At 70.9% G+C, this 15,869-nt stretch carries 21 protein-coding genes; 16 read left to right on the top strand and 5 right to left on the bottom strand.

From position 1 onward, the window contains the following. The first annotated feature begins 16 nt into the window (after positions 1–16). The 5 genes from MDN94_RS06405 (at position 17) to MDN94_RS06385 (ending at position 2,736) form a co-directional block, all read left to right on the top strand. A complete protein-coding gene (locus MDN94_RS06405; protein WP_482724971.1) occupies positions 17–709 on the top strand; it encodes an LmeA family phospholipid-binding protein in 693 nt (230 codons plus the stop codon). Between the two features lie 303 nt (positions 710–1,012). Next, on the top strand, positions 1,013–1,096 hold the full coding sequence (locus tag MDN94_RS06400; protein ID WP_355648638.1) for a putative leader peptide: 84 nt from the start codon (positions 1,013–1,015) through the stop codon (positions 1,094–1,096). 134 nt (positions 1,097–1,230) lie between these two features. After that, positions 1,231–2,070, top strand: coding sequence for a sulfurtransferase (locus tag MDN94_RS06395; protein WP_441266807.1), 840 nt, complete (start codon positions 1,231–1,233; stop codon positions 2,068–2,070). 28 nt (positions 2,071–2,098) lie between these two features. Then, positions 2,099–2,386: a DUF1416 domain-containing protein gene (locus MDN94_RS06390; RefSeq protein WP_005315529.1), complete on the top strand. Its 288-nt coding sequence runs from the start codon at positions 2,099–2,101 to the stop codon at positions 2,384–2,386. A gap of 86 nt (positions 2,387–2,472) precedes the next feature. Then, entirely contained in the window at positions 2,473–2,736 is a 264-nt protein-coding gene (locus tag MDN94_RS06385) for a DUF3099 domain-containing protein (RefSeq protein WP_482724970.1), read from the top strand. Positions 2,737–2,763: 27 nt separating this feature from the next. Here MDN94_RS06385 and MDN94_RS06380 read toward each other — a convergent pair whose 3' ends face one another. Further along, positions 2,764–3,126 carry a DsrE family protein gene (locus tag MDN94_RS06380; protein ID WP_189468536.1) on the bottom strand — a complete coding sequence of 121 codons (363 nt, stop codon included), beginning with the start codon at positions 3,124–3,126 and terminating at the stop codon, positions 2,764–2,766. A gap of 291 nt (positions 3,127–3,417) precedes the next feature. Between MDN94_RS06380 and MDN94_RS06375 the strand changes: the two genes are divergently transcribed. The 3 genes from MDN94_RS06375 (at position 3,418) to ygfZ (ending at position 5,499) form a co-directional block, all read left to right on the top strand. After that, positions 3,418–3,990, top strand: a complete 573-nt coding sequence (locus tag MDN94_RS06375) for a heme-binding beta-barrel domain-containing protein (RefSeq protein WP_441266801.1) — start codon at positions 3,418–3,420, stop codon at positions 3,988–3,990. A 90-nt stretch (positions 3,991–4,080) separates the two neighbouring features. Continuing rightward, a complete protein-coding gene (locus tag MDN94_RS06370) occupies positions 4,081–4,518 on the top strand; it encodes a Fur family transcriptional regulator (protein ID WP_441266800.1) in 438 nt (145 codons plus the stop codon). A 9-nt stretch (positions 4,519–4,527) separates the two neighbouring features. Then, complete coding sequence (ygfZ, locus tag MDN94_RS06365; protein ID WP_482724969.1) at positions 4,528–5,499, top strand: CAF17-like 4Fe-4S cluster assembly/insertion protein YgfZ; 972 nt, start codon at positions 4,528–4,530, stop codon at positions 5,497–5,499. Positions 5,500–5,539: 40 nt separating this feature from the next. Here the strand turns inward: ygfZ and dtd are convergent, their stop codons facing one another. After that, positions 5,540–5,977 (bottom strand): D-aminoacyl-tRNA deacylase, encoded by a 438-nt coding sequence (gene dtd, locus MDN94_RS06360; RefSeq protein ID WP_482724968.1) that lies wholly within the window; start codon positions 5,975–5,977, stop codon positions 5,540–5,542. Positions 5,978–6,145: 168 nt separating this feature from the next. On the opposite strand from dtd, the gene MDN94_RS06355 reads away from it, so the two are divergent. The 3 genes from MDN94_RS06355 to MDN94_RS06345 are packed head-to-tail and all read left to right on the top strand — an operon-like array spanning position 6,146 to position 9,094. Next, the gene (locus MDN94_RS06355; protein ID WP_482724967.1) at positions 6,146–6,769 is read left to right on the top strand and encodes an RsiG family protein; all 624 of its coding nucleotides are present in this window, start codon (positions 6,146–6,148) and stop codon (positions 6,767–6,769) included. Between the two features lie 45 nt (positions 6,770–6,814). Next, the gene (locus MDN94_RS06350; RefSeq protein WP_482724966.1) at positions 6,815–7,789 is read left to right on the top strand and encodes an asparaginase; all 975 of its coding nucleotides are present in this window, start codon (positions 6,815–6,817) and stop codon (positions 7,787–7,789) included. Between the two features lie 60 nt (positions 7,790–7,849). Then, positions 7,850–9,094: a GNAT family N-acetyltransferase gene (locus MDN94_RS06345; RefSeq protein WP_482724965.1), complete on the top strand. Its 1,245-nt coding sequence runs from the start codon at positions 7,850–7,852 to the stop codon at positions 9,092–9,094. 182 nt (positions 9,095–9,276) lie between these two features. Here MDN94_RS06345 and MDN94_RS06340 read toward each other — a convergent pair whose 3' ends face one another. Next, positions 9,277–9,444 carry a hypothetical protein gene (locus MDN94_RS06340; RefSeq protein WP_307707172.1) on the bottom strand — a complete coding sequence of 56 codons (168 nt, stop codon included), beginning with the start codon at positions 9,442–9,444 and terminating at the stop codon, positions 9,277–9,279. Positions 9,445–9,669: 225 nt separating this feature from the next. On the opposite strand from MDN94_RS06340, the gene MDN94_RS06335 reads away from it, so the two are divergent. The 3 genes from MDN94_RS06335 (at position 9,670) to MDN94_RS06325 (ending at position 12,521) form a co-directional block, all read left to right on the top strand. After that, the gene (locus tag MDN94_RS06335) at positions 9,670–10,596 is read left to right on the top strand and encodes a GntR family transcriptional regulator (protein ID WP_482724964.1); all 927 of its coding nucleotides are present in this window, start codon (positions 9,670–9,672) and stop codon (positions 10,594–10,596) included. A gap of 2 nt (positions 10,597–10,598) precedes the next feature. Continuing rightward, positions 10,599–11,321 carry an HAD family hydrolase gene (locus MDN94_RS06330; RefSeq protein WP_482724963.1) on the top strand — a complete coding sequence of 241 codons (723 nt, stop codon included), beginning with the start codon at positions 10,599–10,601 and terminating at the stop codon, positions 11,319–11,321. 123 nt (positions 11,322–11,444) lie between these two features. After that, entirely contained in the window at positions 11,445–12,521 is a 1,077-nt protein-coding gene (locus tag MDN94_RS06325; protein ID WP_482724962.1) for a phosphotransferase, read from the top strand. Here the strand turns inward: MDN94_RS06325 and MDN94_RS06320 are convergent. Both MDN94_RS06320 and MDN94_RS06315 read right to left on the bottom strand, forming a co-directional pair. Beyond that, positions 12,502–13,275, bottom strand: coding sequence for an ABC transporter permease (locus MDN94_RS06320; RefSeq protein WP_482724961.1), 774 nt, complete (start codon positions 13,273–13,275; stop codon positions 12,502–12,504). The genes MDN94_RS06325 and MDN94_RS06320 overlap by 20 nt on opposite strands. Further along, complete coding sequence (locus MDN94_RS06315) at positions 13,268–14,266, bottom strand: ATP-binding cassette domain-containing protein (protein ID WP_482724960.1); 999 nt, start codon at positions 14,264–14,266, stop codon at positions 13,268–13,270. Before MDN94_RS06315 ends, MDN94_RS06320 begins: the two co-directional genes overlap by 8 nt. Positions 14,267–14,389: 123 nt before the next feature. Between MDN94_RS06315 and MDN94_RS06310 the strand changes: the two genes are divergently transcribed. Next, complete coding sequence (locus MDN94_RS06310) at positions 14,390–15,205, top strand: TetR/AcrR family transcriptional regulator (RefSeq protein ID WP_482727018.1); 816 nt, start codon at positions 14,390–14,392, stop codon at positions 15,203–15,205. After that, positions 15,202–15,831 (top strand): TetR/AcrR family transcriptional regulator, encoded by a 630-nt coding sequence (locus MDN94_RS06305; protein ID WP_482724959.1) that lies wholly within the window; start codon positions 15,202–15,204, stop codon positions 15,829–15,831. The genes MDN94_RS06310 and MDN94_RS06305 overlap by 4 nt, the downstream gene beginning before the upstream one ends. Positions 15,832–15,869: the final 38 nt, after the last annotated feature.

Here is a 15,869-nt window from a genome sequence, read left to right as displayed (position 1 = left end):
GGGGGACACCGAACACATGCGTGCACTGCGAATACTGATCGTCATCGCCGTCGTCCTCGGCGGCCTGTTCGTCGCCGCGGACCGGATCGCGCTCAACATGGCCGAGTCGGAGGCGGCGGAGAGGATCAGGCTCCAGGAGGGGACGGCCGACTCGACTGCCGTGTCCATCAAGGGCTTTCCCTTCCTGACGCAGGCGATGGACAGCGAGTTCGACGAGGTCGAGATCAAGCTCGACGGGATCCGGACCAGTGCGGCGGGCCGTCCGGTGCGGATCGAGGAGATGACCGCCGACCTGTTCGACGTCCGGGTCGCCGAGGGGTATTCGAGCGCCACGGCCGCCCGCGCCGAGGGCACCGCCCGCGTCAGCTACGAGGACCTCACGGAGGCCGCCGACGACGGTGTCACCGTCGCGTACGGCGAGAACGGCAAGGTGAAGGTCACCGGCTCGGTGACGCTGCCGCTGTTCGGGAAGATCACGCGCAGCGTCGTTTCCACGGTGAGCATCGTCGACGGGGACACGATCAGGGTGCGCGCCGACAAGGTCCCGGGTGAGGGCATTCCCGGGCTCGAGGGCCAGATCCGCAAGAAGACGGACTTCGACCGGAAGCTGGGCGGGCTGCCGGCGGGGCTGAAGCTCCAGAAGGTCGAGACCGGGCCGGACGGTGTCGTGATCACGGTCACCGGCAGGGACGTCCGGCTCGCGGGCTGAGCCGGAAGGCCTGAGCCGAGCCGGAAGGCCTGAGCCGAGCCGGAAGCGCCGGTCCCGGCCGCGTCCGGCCGGGGCGCGGCGGAGCGGGCGTCGTCGCGCCGGACCGGGGACGTGACCGGACAAGGGTCGCGCCGAATGGTGAGACGGCTGTGTCCGCTGTGCAGATACCGGTGGGACCCTGCTCGCCTCCCGGACGCTCCCGACTGCTCGGGGCGCGACACTCGTACCAGATAGTGGACGATCGCGTCTCAACATACGACACGCCGGTGACATGGCCACCGACTCGTCCCTACGATCGGTCCCATGAAGCAGCGACAGGCGGATCTCACGAAGCGGCGGGCAGTAGACCTGTGCCGCGTCGCCGCCATGCTCTGTCGCACCGTCTGAGCGGGAGCACTGCCCCGTATCCCCAGGCCCTTCGACCTCCATGTCAGGGCCGCCCCGTGCTGATCGACGCTCTTTCGCGTACCCGCACACCTCTCGCGCACCACCGCCGCACACTGCCCCGGAGGAGAACAACCATGAGCCGCAGCGACGTCCTTGTAGACGCCGACTGGGTCGAGGCCCACCTCGACGACCCGAAGGTCGTCATCGTCGAGGTCGACGAGGACACCTCGGCCTACGACAAGAACCACATCAGGAACGCGATCCGGATCGACTGGACCAAGGACCTTCAGGACCCGGTCCGCCGTGACTTCATCGACCAGGAGGGCTTCGAGAAGCTCCTGTCGGCGAAGGGCATCGCGAACGACTCCACCGTCGTGCTCTACGGCGGCAACAACAACTGGTTCGCCTCCTACGCCTTCTGGTACTTCAAGCTCTACGGCCACGGCGACGTCCGTCTGCTCGACGGCGGCCGCAAGAAGTGGGAGCTCGACTCCCGTGACCTGGTCGCCGAGGTCCCAGCGCGTCCGGCGACCGAGTACAAGGCCAAGGCCCAGGACACCTCCATCCGCGCCTTCCGCGACGACGTCGTGGCCGCGATCGGCAACCAGAACCTGGTCGACGTGCGTTCGCCCGACGAGTTCAGCGGCAAGCTGCTCGCCCCGGCGCACCTCCCGCAGGAGCAGTCGCAGCGTCCCGGCCACGTGCCCAGCGCCCGCAACATCCCGTGGTCGAAGAACGCCAACGACGACGGCACCTTCAAGTCCGACGAGGAGCTCAAGGCCCTCTACGAGGACGAGCAGGTCGACCTGTCGAAGGACACCATCGCGTACTGCCGCATCGGCGAGCGCTCCGCGCTGACCTGGTTCGTGCTGCACGAGCTGCTCGGCCAGGAGAACGTCAAGAACTACGACGGCTCGTGGACCGAGTACGGCTCCCTCGTCGGCGTGCCGATCGAGCTCGGCGCCAACAAGTAATCCGCCCCGACCTTTTCTGGAGAACAGCATGTGTGGAGCGCAGGCCGGCGGCCCCGACGCCTCGACGATCAAGCCCGGTGAGACCACGATCCAGGGTCAGGTGACCCGCGACGGCGAGCCGGTGACGGGCTACGTCCGTCTTCTGGACTCGACCGGCGAGTTCACCGCCGAGGTCCCGACCTCGGCGACCGGACAGTTCCGCTTCTACGCGGCCGAGGGCACGTGGACCGTGCGCGCGCTCGTGCCCGGCGGCACGGCGGACCGTACGGTCGTCGCCCAGACGGGGGGCCTCTCCGAGGTCGCCATCGCCGTCTGAGCCACTGACAGGCCGAAGGGCCGCACCTCCTGGGGGTTGGACGCTACCGGGACCGAGGTGCGGCCCTTCGGTCGTACGCTGGAGGTATGTACGCCAGGCGTCGGCACGTCTACTTCCTGCTGATGGGCGGCTGCCTGTTCCTCTTCGTCGCCGCCTGGGCCGTGGTGCGGCTGTGGTCCGTGCCCGCGGCGGTGGGCATGTGCGTCGTCGCCATGGTCATCCCGCCGGTCGCCGCCGTGATCGCCAACCGGCGCGGCCCGGAAGACCGCTGGTGGGACGACCCTTCGGGCGACCCGAAGTCCGACGAGTGGTGGGACGAGCTCGACGGCAGGCGCCGGCCGCACCCATAGGCGGGGCCGGCGTGAAGCGGCGTGCGGTCAGTAGACCAGGGCCTGCACACCCTCCGGCATGATCTCGCTGACGAACACCTGCGCGCCCGCGATCCGCACGCCCTCGAGCGTGTCCTTCTCAGTGATGTCCCGCCGTGCCGCGCACTGGGTGCACAGCGTGATCTTCCCGTTCGCCTGGATGGACTCGATCAGCTCGGGCAGCGGCGCGGCATGCGGCAGCTCGAACTCGGCCGCCCGCCCCGGCAGCGCGAACCAGGAGGACTCCCCGGTCAGCCAGAGCGAGACCTCCACCCCGCTGGCTGCGGCCACGGCCGCGACCGTGAAGGCCTGGGAGCAGCGCTCGGGTGCGTCGGCACCTGCGGTCACCTTGATCACGAGCTTGTTCGCCATATGCCGAACTGTAATGCGCGGCCCTGCGACGCAGCTGCCCGGCTGACGCGGACCTCACAGAACGGGCAGGGCCCCCGCCCACTAAGCTGGGGCCCGGCCCGCTTTCGCCTCCACGCTCATTCGAGGAGCACCCCGTGATCGTTTTCTTCGAAGCTCTGCTGGTTCTGGTCTGTGTCGGCGTCCTCGCCTTCGCCGGTCTGACCGTGAAGAAGCTGTACCAGGGCCAGCGGTAGTCACCCGTACCCTCGGGACCCGTACCACTCGACACCCTAGAGATCGACAGAGCTGCTCATGATCGAGATCCCGTCCGACCTGAACCCGGACCTCGTCCCCCTCGCGTTCCTGCTGGGCACGTGGGAGGGCGCGGGCGTCGCCGACTTCCCCGGCGCCGAGAAGTGCAACTTCGGCCAGTCAGTGACCTTCAGCCACGACGGCCGGGACTTCATCGAGTACGTCTCGCACTCCTGGGTCCTCGACACCGAGGGCAACAAGGTCAAGCCGCTGGAGAGCGAGTCCGGGTACTGGCGCATCGACAAGGAGCGCAAGGTCGAGGTCGTCATGGTCCGTGACCAGGGCATCGTGGAGATCTGGTACGGCGAGCTCGCCCACCAGAAGCCGCAGATCGACCTGGCGACGGACGCCGTCGCACGCACCGCGGCCTCCGGCCCGTACAGCGGCGGCAAGCGGCTGTACGGCTACGTGAAGAGCGACCTGATGTGGGTGGGTGAGAAGGCCACCCCCGAGGTGTCGCTGCGCCCGTACATGTCGGCGCACCTGAAGAAGGTCGTCACCCCCGAGCAGGTCGAGTCGTGGGCAAAGGACCTCGGTGACCTGCCCGACGACGGCATCGCCTTCTTCAAGTAGGGCTCTTTCTCGGACGCGGCACCGCGCCGGCAGGACATCCTCTTCGCACCGGACGGCCGCCGGACGCTGCGCGCTGCCTACACTGGGGGCGTGGTGAGCACCGACTGGAAGAGCGATCTGCGGCAGCGCGGCTACCGGCTGACTCCGCAGCGCCAGCTTGTCCTCGAGGCCGTCGACTCCCTCGAGCACGCCACGCCGGACGAGATCCTCGGCGAGGTGCGCAAGACCGCGTCCGGAGTGAACATCTCCACGGTGTACCGGACGCTGGAGCTGCTCGAGGAGCTGGGCCTCGTCTCGCACGCCCACCTCGGGCACGGCGCGCCCACCTACCACCTCGCCGACCGGCACCACCACCTCCATCTGGTGTGCCGGGACTGCACGGAGGTGATCGAGGCGGATGTCTCGGTCGCCGCGGAGTTCACCGCCAAGCTGCGTGAGACGTTCGGCTTCGAGACGGACATGAAGCACTTCGCCATCTTCGGGCGCTGTAAGGACTGCACGGCGAAGGCCGCGGGAGCCGAGTCGTAGGCTGGGGCCATGTCATCGACCAGCCCACTGTTGTCCCTGCCCGGTGCGGTCCCCGCCGAGGGGCGCGACGAAGGGGTCGCCGCGCACTACGGCGACCTGTTCCGTGAGCAGCGTTCCCTCGCCGACGGCAAGGGCTTCGTCGACCTGTCGCACCGAGGGGTCGTCACCGTCACCGGCGAGGAACGGCTGAGCTGGCTGCATCTGCTGCTCACCCAGCACGTGAGCGAGCTGTCCCCCGGGCAGGCCACGGAGGCGCTGATCCTCTCCGCGCACGGTCACATCGAGCACGCCCTGTATCTGGTGGACGACGGCGAGACGGTCTGGGCGCACGTCGAACCGGGCACGCGTGAGGCGCTCATCGCCTACCTGGAGTCGATGAAGTTCTTCTACAAGGCCGAAGTCGCCGACCGTACCGACGCATTCGCGGTCGTCCACCTGCCGGCGGGGTCCATCGCCGAGGTGCCCGAAGGCGTCGTCGTGCGGGAGACGGCGCACGGCCGCGACCTGTTCCTGCCGCGCGCCGACCTCGAGGCGTTCGCCGGGGAGGCCGGGCCGGCCGTGGGAATCCTCGCGTACGAGGCACTGCGGGTGGAGAGCCGTCGTCCGCGTCTCGGGTTCGAGACCGACCACCGTACGATCCCGCACGAACTGGGCTGGATCGGCAGCGCCGTGCACCTCCAGAAGGGCTGCTACCGCGGGCAGGAAACGGTCGCGCGTGTCCACAATTTGGGGAAGCCGCCGCGCCGCCTGGTCTTCCTCCACCTGGACGGCAGCGAGGTGCACCTGCCCCCGCCCGGTACCCCGGTCCGCCTCGCCTCAGACGGGGCCGAGGGCCGCCAGCTCGGCTTTGTGACGACGTCCGCCCGCCACTACGAGCTGGGGCCGATCGCGCTGGCGCTGGTGAAGCGGAACGTGCCGGTGGACGCCGAGCTGCTGGCCGGCGACACGGCGGCCGCGCAGGAGACGGTCGTCGAGCCGTAGCGCCGACGACCGCCGCCAGGGCCGGTCCGAACGAGAGGACCTAGACCTCGATCAGCACGGTGAACGGGCCGTCGTTGGTGAGCGAGACCCGCATCTTCGCTCCGAACCGGCCCGTTTCCACGTGCGCGCCGAGCGCCCGCAGCTGAGCCACCACCTCGTCGACGAGCGGCTCGGCCACCGGGCCCGGGGCCGCCGCGTTCCATGTGGGGCGGCGTCCCTTGCGGGCGTCCCCGTAGAGGGTGAACTGCGAGACCACCAGCAGGGGGGCGCCCACGTCCGAGCAGGACTTCTCGTCCTCGAGAATACGAACGGACCATAGTTTTCTGGCCAGTTGTGCCGCCTTCTCCGCGGTGTCCGTGTGCGTGACCCCCACCAGCACACACAGCCCTTCGCCGGTGATCTCACCGACGGTCTCCGGTCCCGACTCGCCGGGCACCACGACGCTCGCGCCGTCGACCCTCTGTACCACTGCTCGCATACGGAGCAACCTATCGGGGCCGTCCAAGCCGCCATTCAGGGCCGAACGGGTGCGATGCGCCTGCAAGGGGACGTATCGGAGTGGCACCATGCACGAAGGCGGTGCAACCCCTCGGCCCTCCGGGCCCGGGAAGGACCATGCACCGGTCGAGGGGACGGACACACGCACATGAGCACTTCTGGCGCCGGGCAGTCGCTCGGTCCCGTACCGATCCGGCCGTACTCCGCTTCCGCGGTCCGCCCGCCGCGGCAGCGCAGTGGCGCCGAACTGCCCGCGCACCCGGTGCACGACCTCACCGCGCTGCGCCTGACCGAGCTGCGTACCCTGCGCCGGGACTCGCAGCGCGACGAGGCCGATCTCAGCTATGTGCGGCGGCTGGTCCAGGGCCGTATCGACATCCTCCGGGCCGAGCTGGCCCGCCGTAAGGACCCGGGCACGGCAGGCGCACCGGGGGCACCGGTGGTGGACCGGCTGGTCGTGGACCGGCTGTCGGAGATCCTCGCCGACCCGCCGTCGACACGCGGGTCCTCCGCCCGCCACGTGACGCTCTCCACACCGCGCGGCGAGGAGTACCGGCGGCTCGCCTCCGAGATGCTCGACGAGGTCCAGCTCTCCGACCTCGACGCCCGCACCGACGAGGAGTTGCACACGGCGATGGGCCGGCTGCTGGGCTACGAGCAGCAGGTCTCGCACCGCCGCCGGCTGTTCCAGCGGACGGCCGACGATTGCAGCGCCGAGATCGCCCGCAGGTACCGTGAAGGCGAAGCACAAGTAGACGACCTGCTCACGTGAAGCGATCCTTCCGGTGGGCGGATCCCCTGCTCCGGAAGGCCGCCGATGTCCTCCTCGCCCTCCTCCGGCCACGCCGCCGCCATGGCCCCGGTCCTCGCCGAGGTGGTGCGTTCCGGCTTCGTGGAGGGCCGGCACAGGGGATCGCTCGTCGTCCTGGCCGCGGACGGCAGCGTGGAACTGGCGCTCGGTGACCCGTCGCTGCCCGTCTTCCCGCGCTCGTCCAACAAGCCGATGCAGGCCGCGGCCGTGCTGCGGGCCGGGCTGGACATCGACGGGGAGCGCCTGGCGCTCGCCGCGGCCAGCCACTCGGGCGAGCCCTTCCACCTGGAGCTCGTACGCAAGATGCTCGCCGGCCACGGGCTGACCGCCGACGAGCTGCTGGCCCCGGCGGACCTGCCGCTCGACCCGGTGGAGGCCGAGGCGTACCTCGCGTCGGGGCAGGTGCGCGACAAGGTCGCCATGAACTGCTCCGGCAAGCACGCCGCCATGCTCGCGGTCTGCGCCGTGAACGGCTGGGACCGCAAGGGCTACCTGGACGCCGCTCACCCCCTTCAGCAGCTGGTCCGCACGGTGGTCGAGGACGCGGCGGGCGAACCGGTCGGCGCCGTCGGCACGGACGGTTGCGGCGCACCGCTGATGGCCGTCTCCCTGACCGGCCTGGCCCGCGCCTTCCGGCACTTCGTGCTCGCCGCGCCCGGTACTGCAGAGCGCCGTGTCGCTGACGCGATGCGCGCCCACCCGGAGTACGTCGCCGGTACCCGCCGGGCCGACACCTGGCTGATGCGCGAGGTGCCCGGCACGCTCTCCAAGATGGGTGCGGAGGCGGTGCAGGCGGTGGCGCTGGCGGACGGCCGGGCACTGGCGTTCAAGATCGACGACGGCTCCACCCGGGCGCTGGGGCCGGTGCTGGCGCGGACGCTCACTCTCATGGGTGTGGACTCGCCGGTGGTGGCCCGGATCGGGCACCTGCCGCTGCTCGGCGGGGGCGTCGAGGTCGGGTCGGTGCGGGCGGCGTTCTGATGCCCGGTGCGGTGGAAATCCGGATGCGGTGGCTTCATCCGCCCGCCTAGCGTGACGTGCATGACTGTCGAGACGCGCCTGATCGCCGAGTCCGAGTACCCCGACTGGCTCAGGGCGCTGGCCACGGGCTTCCTCCGGCCGCCGGTGGTCACCGACGAGGAAGTGGCCGACCGCCGGGCGGTCACGGATCTCGGCCGGGTCAGGGGTGCGTTCGACGGCGGCCGGTGCGTGGCGACGTACCGTTCCTTCGCCCAGCGGCTCACCACGGTCGGCGGCGCGCGGCTCGCGGCGAGCGCCGTGTCCAACGTCACGGTCTCCCCGACGCACCGCCGCCGGGGCCTGCTCAGCCGGATGATCGACGCCGATCTCGCCGAGGCCAAGGAGCGTGGCGACAGCGTCTCGACGCTGATCGCCGCCGAGTACCCGATCTACGGCCGGTACGGCTACGGCCCGGCCACCACCACTGCCGAGTGGTCCGTGGACGTGCCCCGCGCCGGCCTCGACCCGCGGTCCGCGGGACCGGACGACGGCGGCCGAATCGACCTGGTCGACGGTGACGACGTACGCAAGCTCGGGCCGGAGCTCCATCAGCGGCTGGCGGCCACGCAGCACGGCGTCGTCGACCGCGACGAGCGCTGGTGGCAGGTGAACACCGGCCGGGCGCAGCTTCCCGCGCATCCGTGGACGGAGCCGTTCTACGCCGTGTACCGCTCGCCGGACGGCACGGTCGAGGGGCTGCTGACATACTCGGCGGACGACAAGTGGGGCGACGGCAAGCAGCCGCTCAACACGGCCGCCGTGCGCGACATGATCGCGTTGACCCCGTCCGCGGAGCGCGCCCTGTGGCGCTTCGTCTGCTCGGTCGACTGGATCACCACGGTCCGCTCCGGCCGACGTGCCCCGGACGACCTGCTGCCCCACCTGCTGCCCGACCCGCGTGCGGCGCGGATCGTCACGCAGGCGGACTTCCTGTGGCTGCGGCTCCTGGACGTCCCGGCCGTGCTGACGGCGCGGACGTATCAGGGCTCAAAGGCCTTGGTGCTCGACGTGCGGGACGACTCGGCGCTGGCGTCCGGCCGCTTCCGGCTGGACGCGTCGCCGTCGGGCGCGTCCTGCACGCCCTCTTCGCAGTCGCCGGACCTGACCCTGGACGTACGGGAGCTGGCCGTGCTCTGCCTGGGTGACGAGTCCGCGACCCGTCTTACGGCCCTCGGCCGCATCGACGAGCACACCGCGGGTGCGGTCGCGCGGGCGGACCTGCTGTTCCGTACGGGTCGCCGGCCCTGGTGCCCCGACGTGTTCTGAGGCCGGGCGGGCGGTGGCCTGCGCCCTCGCGGTCATGCCCCGGCGGTCGGCGCGGGGCCGGGACGAGGAAGCCGCCGATGGTGGCGCAGGTCGTGCTCTCCGACCCGGGGCCGGCCCTTCACAGGCCGGACCGGCCGCGGACGCCGTCCGACGGCTGATCAGCCCTCGGACACGAGCGCCCGTCAGGGCCCTGTGCCGACTGCCGGAGCGATCAGCAGGAAGCCGCCGATACCGGCGCAGGCCGCGTTCTCCGCCTTGATGCCGACCGCGAGCAGGGCGAGCCCCAGGGCGGCGACGAAGCCGTACCGCAGTTGCACGTACTGCTCGGCGAGGAGGGTGATGAGAGGCATGGGGATCACTCCTTCGAGGGAGAGGCACCGGGCTCGCACTCCGTTGTGCTGCGGGGCTTACAACTGGACCGAGCATTGGGTCAACTGCCGTACAAATTGGTCTGGTTGACCTGTCTGAGTGATGCCCCCTGGGGGCATGGTCGCAAACTTGTCTGGTTGCTTGCTTCTTGCCGGGTCGGTGCGAGGCATCTCTCCTTGGCTGTACGTCAGTTGTAAGGTTGCGGCGTGACGAGTCATGGATCTGTCCCGCGAGACCACACGCACAGGTATCTGTCGGTCGCCGATGCACTGCGCAGGGAGATCAACGACGGGACGCGCCGGCCGGGCGACCGTCTGCCCACCCAGAACGAGCTGGTCTCCCGGTTCGGTGTGTCCCGGGCGACGGTGAACCGCGCCATCGAAGTCCTCAGGGAGCAGAGGCTCATCGAGTCACGGCAGGGCAGTGGGACGTTCGTGAGCCGGAGCGAGCGCAGCATTCCGGCGCAGACCGGCGCGGGCGACGGCGAGGACGTGTGGGCGGTCGTGTCCGAGCGTGTCCCGCCGGTGGTGCTCGCGCCCTACTTGGAAGAGGCGTTCGAGGCCACGGAGGTCACCCTCGATGTCTTCTCGATGACCACGGAGACCCTCGCGGCCAGGGTGTCCGCCCAGAAGACCCGCATCATGGACGGCGAGATCCGCCCGCCACGCAGCATCAGCGCCCGGCTGATGCTCCCGGACACCGACTCTCCCGTCCTGGCGATCCCACGGCTGAAGGACGGGCGGGACGATCCCCGCGTGCGGCGCCGGCTGCGAGGCATTCTCCAGGCGCACGCGTCCATGCTCAGCCAGTCTCTGTACGAGCTGCGCGACCGCGGACTGGTCTCCGAGGTCTCGGTCGAGGTCCGGCTGGTCCCGTTCGCGCCGCAGCTCAAGCTGTACATCCTCAACCGCCGGCTGGCGCTCCAGGGTTTCTACCCGCCGGAGCTGGGGACGATCACCGTCCCTCCGGACGGTGAGGAGGTGACGATCCTGGACGCGTACGGCACCGGGGCGACCCTGTTCCCCTTCCGTGCCGCCGCCGACTCCACACCCGAGCAGGTCGGCATCGTGCGGGCGTTCCAGTACCTCTTCGATTCGATGTGGAAGCACCAGGCCAAAGAGGCGGATTTCTGACCGTGCCATCTGTCACCACATCCGTGGCGGTCCCGGACGCGATGCGGGAGATGCTCTCCCGGGCCCGGTGCATCGTGTTCGACCTGGACGGCCCGATCGCGCGGGTCTTCGCCGGAGAGCCCGCGGCCGTCATCGCCCGCGAGCTGTGGGAGATCGCCGAACGCGACGGCTGCCTGGTCGAGGAACTGCGCGGCTGCTCCGACCCGATCGCCCTCCTGTACGGGCACACCGAGCGGATGCGCAGGAACAACGGCGACGGCGGCTGGGCGGAGGCCGTCGCGAAGATGCACGACCAACTCGACGCCTATGAGCGCAAGGCCGCCGAGTCGGCGACGCCCACGCCCGGCGCCGCCGCCTTCATCGAGGCGTGCCACGCATCCGGAAGGACCCTCTCCATCGCGACGAACAACCACGTGGACGCCGCGACACGGATCCTGGCGCGCATGTCCGTGCGCCACTGCTTCGAGGGCCCGGTGGTCGGCCGGGGCCGGAACGCGCTGCTGATGAAACCCCACCCGGCGCCGCTCAGGGAGGCCATGCTGCGCGGAGTCGCCGTGGACCGGCACCTGATGATCGGCGACACCGGTACGGACTTCCGGGCCGCCAGGGAAGTGGGGATGCCGTTCTACGGGTACCACCGGTCCGAGAGGGGAAGGCGACGGCTGCGGGAGGCCGGTGTGCCGCTGATCGCTTCCGGGATGGCGGAGTTCCTTCCGTTCGTCTGAGGCGGTCGCGGCCGAAGACCCACGGCGGCGCGGCGGTTGTACCGTGCCTGTGGAGGAGGACCGCACCACCCAGGGGAGGTCCGTGAACGAGGAGGCGGCCGCATTCACACGGGGGCAGCGAGCATGACGGCCGAGCCTTCGGCGAGGGTGTGGCAGCAGGCCGTGCGGCTCAGCGCCGGCGAGGCGTTGATCGAAGGGCCGCTCAAGGGGTACCACCACGAGACCTACGCCTTCCCGCTGCCCCACCCGGCGGGCGGCGCCGGGACGGTCCGGTGGAAGTGCCGGGAGCCCCGCGAGGGGATCCTCCGCTTCGACCGGCGCTCCTTCCCCTCGGAAGGGGCGCTGGTCCGCGCTCTGGCCGGTCATGTCTCCAGCGTCCCGGAAATCATCGTGGTCGACGACATCGGACTCCAGCGGTTCATCGAGGGCTCGACGCTCGCCCTGCACGGGCGTCCGGGCACCGCTGTCGAGGAGGCTCATGTCGCCCAGATCGAGCGGCTGTTCCGCGAGCTCGCGGCCTTTCCCACGGCCGCGCTGCCGCCGGAGGAACCGGCCGACGCGCCGGGAGGCGCCACTGACGGGGACTGCGGCGCGTTCGCCGAAGGGCTGATCCGCTTCACTGAGGAGCGCGTCCACCAGGCGCACCGGCCCGTGTACGGGCGGCTGTTCCAGGAGCTCGGCGTGCCCGAGGAAGGGCTGCTGCGACTCGTGGAGCGGACGCGCTCCTTCAGCAGACGTCCCTTCTGCCTCCTGCACGGGGACCTGCACCGGGAGAACTTCATCGTCGACGGCGACGGCCGGCTGTGGACGATCGACTGGGAACTGGCCATGTTCGGCGACCCGCTGTACGACCTCGCCACCCATCTGCACCTGATGGGATATCCGGCGGAGCAGGAGGCGGCGGTGGCGCGCCGCTGGCGGGACGCGGTCGAGGAGGCGCGGCCGGGCAGCTCGCGCGGATGGCGCAAGGACTTGCCGCATCTGCTGCGCTACAAGCGGGCCCAGTCGGTCTACACCGACGTCATCCGCGCGGCCCTCGGCCTGGCCCGGGGGGACATCGACTGGCGTGCCCTCCAGGCGACTTCGCACAAGCTGCGGACGGTCCTCGCCCGGGGGCGTTCCGCGCTGGGCTCGGGGCCGCCGCCGGACGTGCCCCGCATCATGACCGCCCTGGTGTCGTTCAGCGTGTCCGCGCCTTGAACAGCACCCCCGACAGTGCGACCGCCACCGCCAGGATCACCCCGCACCAGGCCAGCGCCGTCCACGGTGCCGTGCCGACCGGCTCGTCGTGCAGGAGGCCGCGGAGGGACTCGATCAGCGGCGTGACCGGCTGGTGGTCGGCGAAGCCGTGGAGCCAGGACGGCATGGTCTCCACGGGGACGAACGCGCTGCTCGGATAGGGCAGGAACATCATGAAGAAGGTGAAGCCGGACGCCGCTTCCGGTGTCCTCGCCATGAGGCCGACCGCCGCGGACAGCCAGGAGAGCGCCACCAGGAAGGCCAGCAGGATGCCGGCCGCGGCCGGCCAGCCGGCGGCGGAGGCCGACGGGCGGAAACCGATGGCGAGGCCGACGGCGAGGACGAGCGCGGTCGAGAAGACGTTGCGCACGGTGCTCGCCACGACATGACCGGCCAGGATCGACGTGCCGCCGACGTCCAGGGACCGGAAGCGGTCGATGATGCCGCCCTTCATGTCCTCGCTCACCCGGACCGCCGTGCCGGACGAGCCGAAGGCGGAGCAGAGCACGAGGATGCCCGGGACGACGTAGTTGACGTACTCCGTACCGGTGTTGATCGCTCCGCCGAAGAAGTAGACGAAGACGAGCATCAGCATGACCGGCAGCACCATCGAGGTGATGACGGCGTCGACGTCGCGGCGGCTGAGGCGCACGCAGCGGCCGGTCATGGTCAGGGCGGGGGTGAGCAGGCGCCCGGCGGCCGACGTCTCAGGCATGGGTGGCCTCCTGCCGGGAAGCGGCGCCGGTCCGGGTGAGGGACAGGAACACGTCGTCGAGCGTCGTCGTGTGCAGCGAGAAGCGGGAGACGTCCCGCCGCTCCGGGTCGATGTCGTCGAGCAGCGCCCGCACCTCGACGGCGGTGCCGTCGGTGGGCAGGCCGAGCGTGAGCGACTCGGGGGAGCGGTGCACGGCCCGTTGCTCGTGCCGTGCGTAGGCGGCCCGGTCGGTGAACACGACGTCAAGGCGGTGGCCGCCGACCTCCGCCTTGAGCTGCGCGGCGGTGCCTTCCGCCACCATGCGGCCCGTGTCCATGACGGCGACGCGGTCGGCGAGCCGGTCGGCCTCCTCCAGGTACTGGGTGGTCAGGAAGACCGTGGTGCCGCGGCCGGAGAGGTCGCGGACCACCTGCCAGAGCTCCTGGCGGCTGCGCGGGTCGAGGCCGGTCGTCGGCTCGTCCAGGAACACGATCTCCGGGTCGCCGACGAGCCCGGCGGCGAGATCGAGGCGGCGGCGCATGCCGCCGGAGTACGTCGTGGCGAGGCGGCGCCCGGCGGCGGCGAGGTCGAAGCGTTCCAGCAGCTCGGCCGCACGGCGGCGTGACGCCGCGCGGGACAGGCCGCTGAGGCGGGCCATCATGCGCAGGTTCTCCTCGCCGGTCTGCTTCTCGTCGACCGCCGCGAACTGGCCGGTGAGGCTGATGGCCCGGCGTACCCGGCGTCGGTCGGCCGTCACGTCGTGTCCCGCCACCCGGGCACGTCCCGCGTCGGCGGCGGTGAGTGTGGCGAGGATTCGCACGGTCGTCGTCTTGCCCGCCCCGTTCGGCCCGAGCAGCGAGAAGACGCTGCCCCTTTCGACCCGGAGGTCGACGCCGTCGAGCACCGTCACTTTCCCGTAGGCCTTGCGCAGGCCGTGCGCCTCGATCGCCGGTCCTGAGACGGGCGTGACGTGCGGCGGCCGTGGGGTGGCCGTCGGTCTTCCGGTGCTCATCATGACGAGCCCCTTTCTGCGTATGGCATACGCGTTACTGTGTAAGGGTTACGCATTACTAGGATGGGCGTCAAGCGTGAGAGGGCTGCGGGCAGCGGGCGACAGCAGAAGGCGGCGGAGTCGATGGCGGGCAGTGGACGCGGGCGCGCGCCGGACGGTGCGAAGACCGGAACCGGGCTGCCCGCGAGCATCGAGGCGGCGTGGGGCCTGCGGAAACGTCCTGGGAAGGGCCCCAAGCCGGGGATCGGCATCGAGCGGATCGTCGCGGCCGCCGTGGCCGTCGCGTCCTCTGAAGGGCTGCCGGCGGTCTCCATGGGGAGGGTCGCAAAGGAGCTCGGCGTCTCCACGATGTCGCTGTACCGGTACGTCGCCGCGAAGGACGAGCTCTACATCCTGATGCTGGAGGAGGCCGTCGGCCTGCCGCCCGAACCCCCGGCACCCGGGACCGGCTGGCGTGAGGCTTTGGAAGCCTGGGCGTGGGCACAGCGCGAGGTCTTTCACCGCAGTCCGTGGATGCTGCGCATCCCCGTCTCCGGCCCGCCCGCCACTCCCAACTCGGTCGCCTGGTGGGACCGCGGCCTCGCCGCCCTGGCGGACACCGGTCTCGACGAGGGCGAGAAGATCTCGGTGGTCCTGCTGGTCGGCGGTTTCGTGCGCAACGAGGCACTGCTCATGGCCGACCTCGGAGCGGCGATCGCGGCGAGCGGCGAGTCCCCCGACGTGGTCATGCGCCGTTACGCCGACACCCTGGAGCGGTTCGCCGACGCCGAGCGTTACCCGGCGCTCGCCCGCCTGCTGGAGTCGCGGGTGATGTACGAACCGGACAGCCAGGACTTCGAGTTCGTCTTCGGTCTGGAGCGACTGCTGGACGGGGTGGGCGTCCTCGTCGAGAAGCGCCTCGCGGGCGGGGCGCCGTGCGAGGGGGGACCGCGGACATGAGCGGCGCGAGCGGCGGAACGGGCCTGCGCGAGCGCAAGAAGCGCCTCACCTACCGGGCGATCTCCGACGCGGCCGTCGCGCTCTTCCTCGAGCGGGACTTCGACGCGGTCTCCGTCGCCGAGGTGGCGGCCGCGGCGGATGTCTCGAAGCCGACGCTGTTCCGGTACTTCCCCACGAAGGAGGACCTGGCGCTGCACCGGTTCGCCGAGCACGAGGACGAGGCCGCGCGTGTGGTCGCCGGCCGGCCGGCCGGTGTGCCGCCGCTCGAGGCGCTGCACCGCCACGTCCTCGACGGCCTGGCGCGTCGCGACCCGCTCACCGGGCTGAACGACGAGGAGGGCGTGCTCGCCTTCCACCGGCTGCTGTACGGGACGCCGAGCCTGGTGGTGCGGCTCCACGCCTACCGGGTCAGGTCGGAACGGGCGCTGGCGGAGGCGCTGTGCGCCGCGGGTTCGCAGGGCATCGGCGCCCGGCTGGCGGCAGGCCAGATCGTCGCCGTGCTGCGCATCCTCGCGGAGGAGAACTGGCGACGCATCGAGGCGGGGGAACGGGCCGACGACGTCGCACCGGACGCCGTGGCGGCGGCCGATCACGCCTTCGCGCAGCTCAGGGCCGGCCTGGGGTGAATCCCGGGGCGAGAGGCTTCCGCCGCGCCGCCGCGCCG

Source organism: Streptomyces sp. WAC00040 (genome assembly GCF_056835925.1).
This window is presented reverse-complemented; position numbering and strand designations above follow the sequence as displayed.

Excerpts from the sequence above, each read along its gene's own strand:
- MDN94_RS06375 (WP_441266801.1), top strand. The coding sequence starts at position 3,418 with ATGATCGAGATCCCGTCCGACCTGAACCCGGACCTCGTCCCCCTCGCG.
- MDN94_RS06310 (WP_482727018.1), top strand. The coding sequence starts at position 14,390 with ATGGCGGGCAGTGGACGCGGGCGCGCGCCGGACGGTGCGAAGACCGGA.
- MDN94_RS06380 (WP_189468536.1), bottom strand. The coding sequence starts at position 3,126 with ATGGCGAACAAGCTCGTGATCAAGGTGACCGCAGGTGCCGACGCACCC.
- MDN94_RS06405 (WP_482724971.1), top strand. The coding sequence starts at position 17 with ATGCGTGCACTGCGAATACTGATCGTCATCGCCGTCGTCCTCGGCGGC.
- dtd (WP_482724968.1), bottom strand. The coding sequence starts at position 5,977 with ATGCGAGCAGTGGTACAGAGGGTCGACGGCGCGAGCGTCGTGGTGCCC.
- MDN94_RS06390 (WP_005315529.1), top strand. The coding sequence starts at position 2,099 with ATGTGTGGAGCGCAGGCCGGCGGCCCCGACGCCTCGACGATCAAGCCC.
- MDN94_RS06400 (WP_355648638.1), top strand. The coding sequence starts at position 1,013 with ATGAAGCAGCGACAGGCGGATCTCACGAAGCGGCGGGCAGTAGACCTG.
- ygfZ (WP_482724969.1), top strand. The coding sequence starts at position 4,528 with ATGTCATCGACCAGCCCACTGTTGTCCCTGCCCGGTGCGGTCCCCGCC.
- MDN94_RS06355 (WP_482724967.1), top strand. The coding sequence starts at position 6,146 with ATGAGCACTTCTGGCGCCGGGCAGTCGCTCGGTCCCGTACCGATCCGG.
- MDN94_RS06385 (WP_482724970.1), top strand. The coding sequence starts at position 2,473 with ATGTACGCCAGGCGTCGGCACGTCTACTTCCTGCTGATGGGCGGCTGC.
- MDN94_RS06315 (WP_482724960.1), bottom strand. The coding sequence starts at position 14,266 with ATGAGCACCGGAAGACCGACGGCCACCCCACGGCCGCCGCACGTCACG.
- MDN94_RS06350 (WP_482724966.1), top strand. The coding sequence starts at position 6,815 with ATGTCCTCCTCGCCCTCCTCCGGCCACGCCGCCGCCATGGCCCCGGTC.
- MDN94_RS06325 (WP_482724962.1), top strand. The coding sequence starts at position 11,445 with ATGACGGCCGAGCCTTCGGCGAGGGTGTGGCAGCAGGCCGTGCGGCTC.
- MDN94_RS06395 (WP_441266807.1), top strand. The coding sequence starts at position 1,231 with ATGAGCCGCAGCGACGTCCTTGTAGACGCCGACTGGGTCGAGGCCCAC.
- MDN94_RS06320 (WP_482724961.1), bottom strand. The coding sequence starts at position 13,275 with ATGCCTGAGACGTCGGCCGCCGGGCGCCTGCTCACCCCCGCCCTGACC.
- MDN94_RS06305 (WP_482724959.1), top strand. The coding sequence starts at position 15,202 with ATGAGCGGCGCGAGCGGCGGAACGGGCCTGCGCGAGCGCAAGAAGCGC.
- MDN94_RS06345 (WP_482724965.1), top strand. The coding sequence starts at position 7,850 with ATGACTGTCGAGACGCGCCTGATCGCCGAGTCCGAGTACCCCGACTGG.
- MDN94_RS06340 (WP_307707172.1), bottom strand. The coding sequence starts at position 9,444 with ATGCCTCTCATCACCCTCCTCGCCGAGCAGTACGTGCAACTGCGGTAC.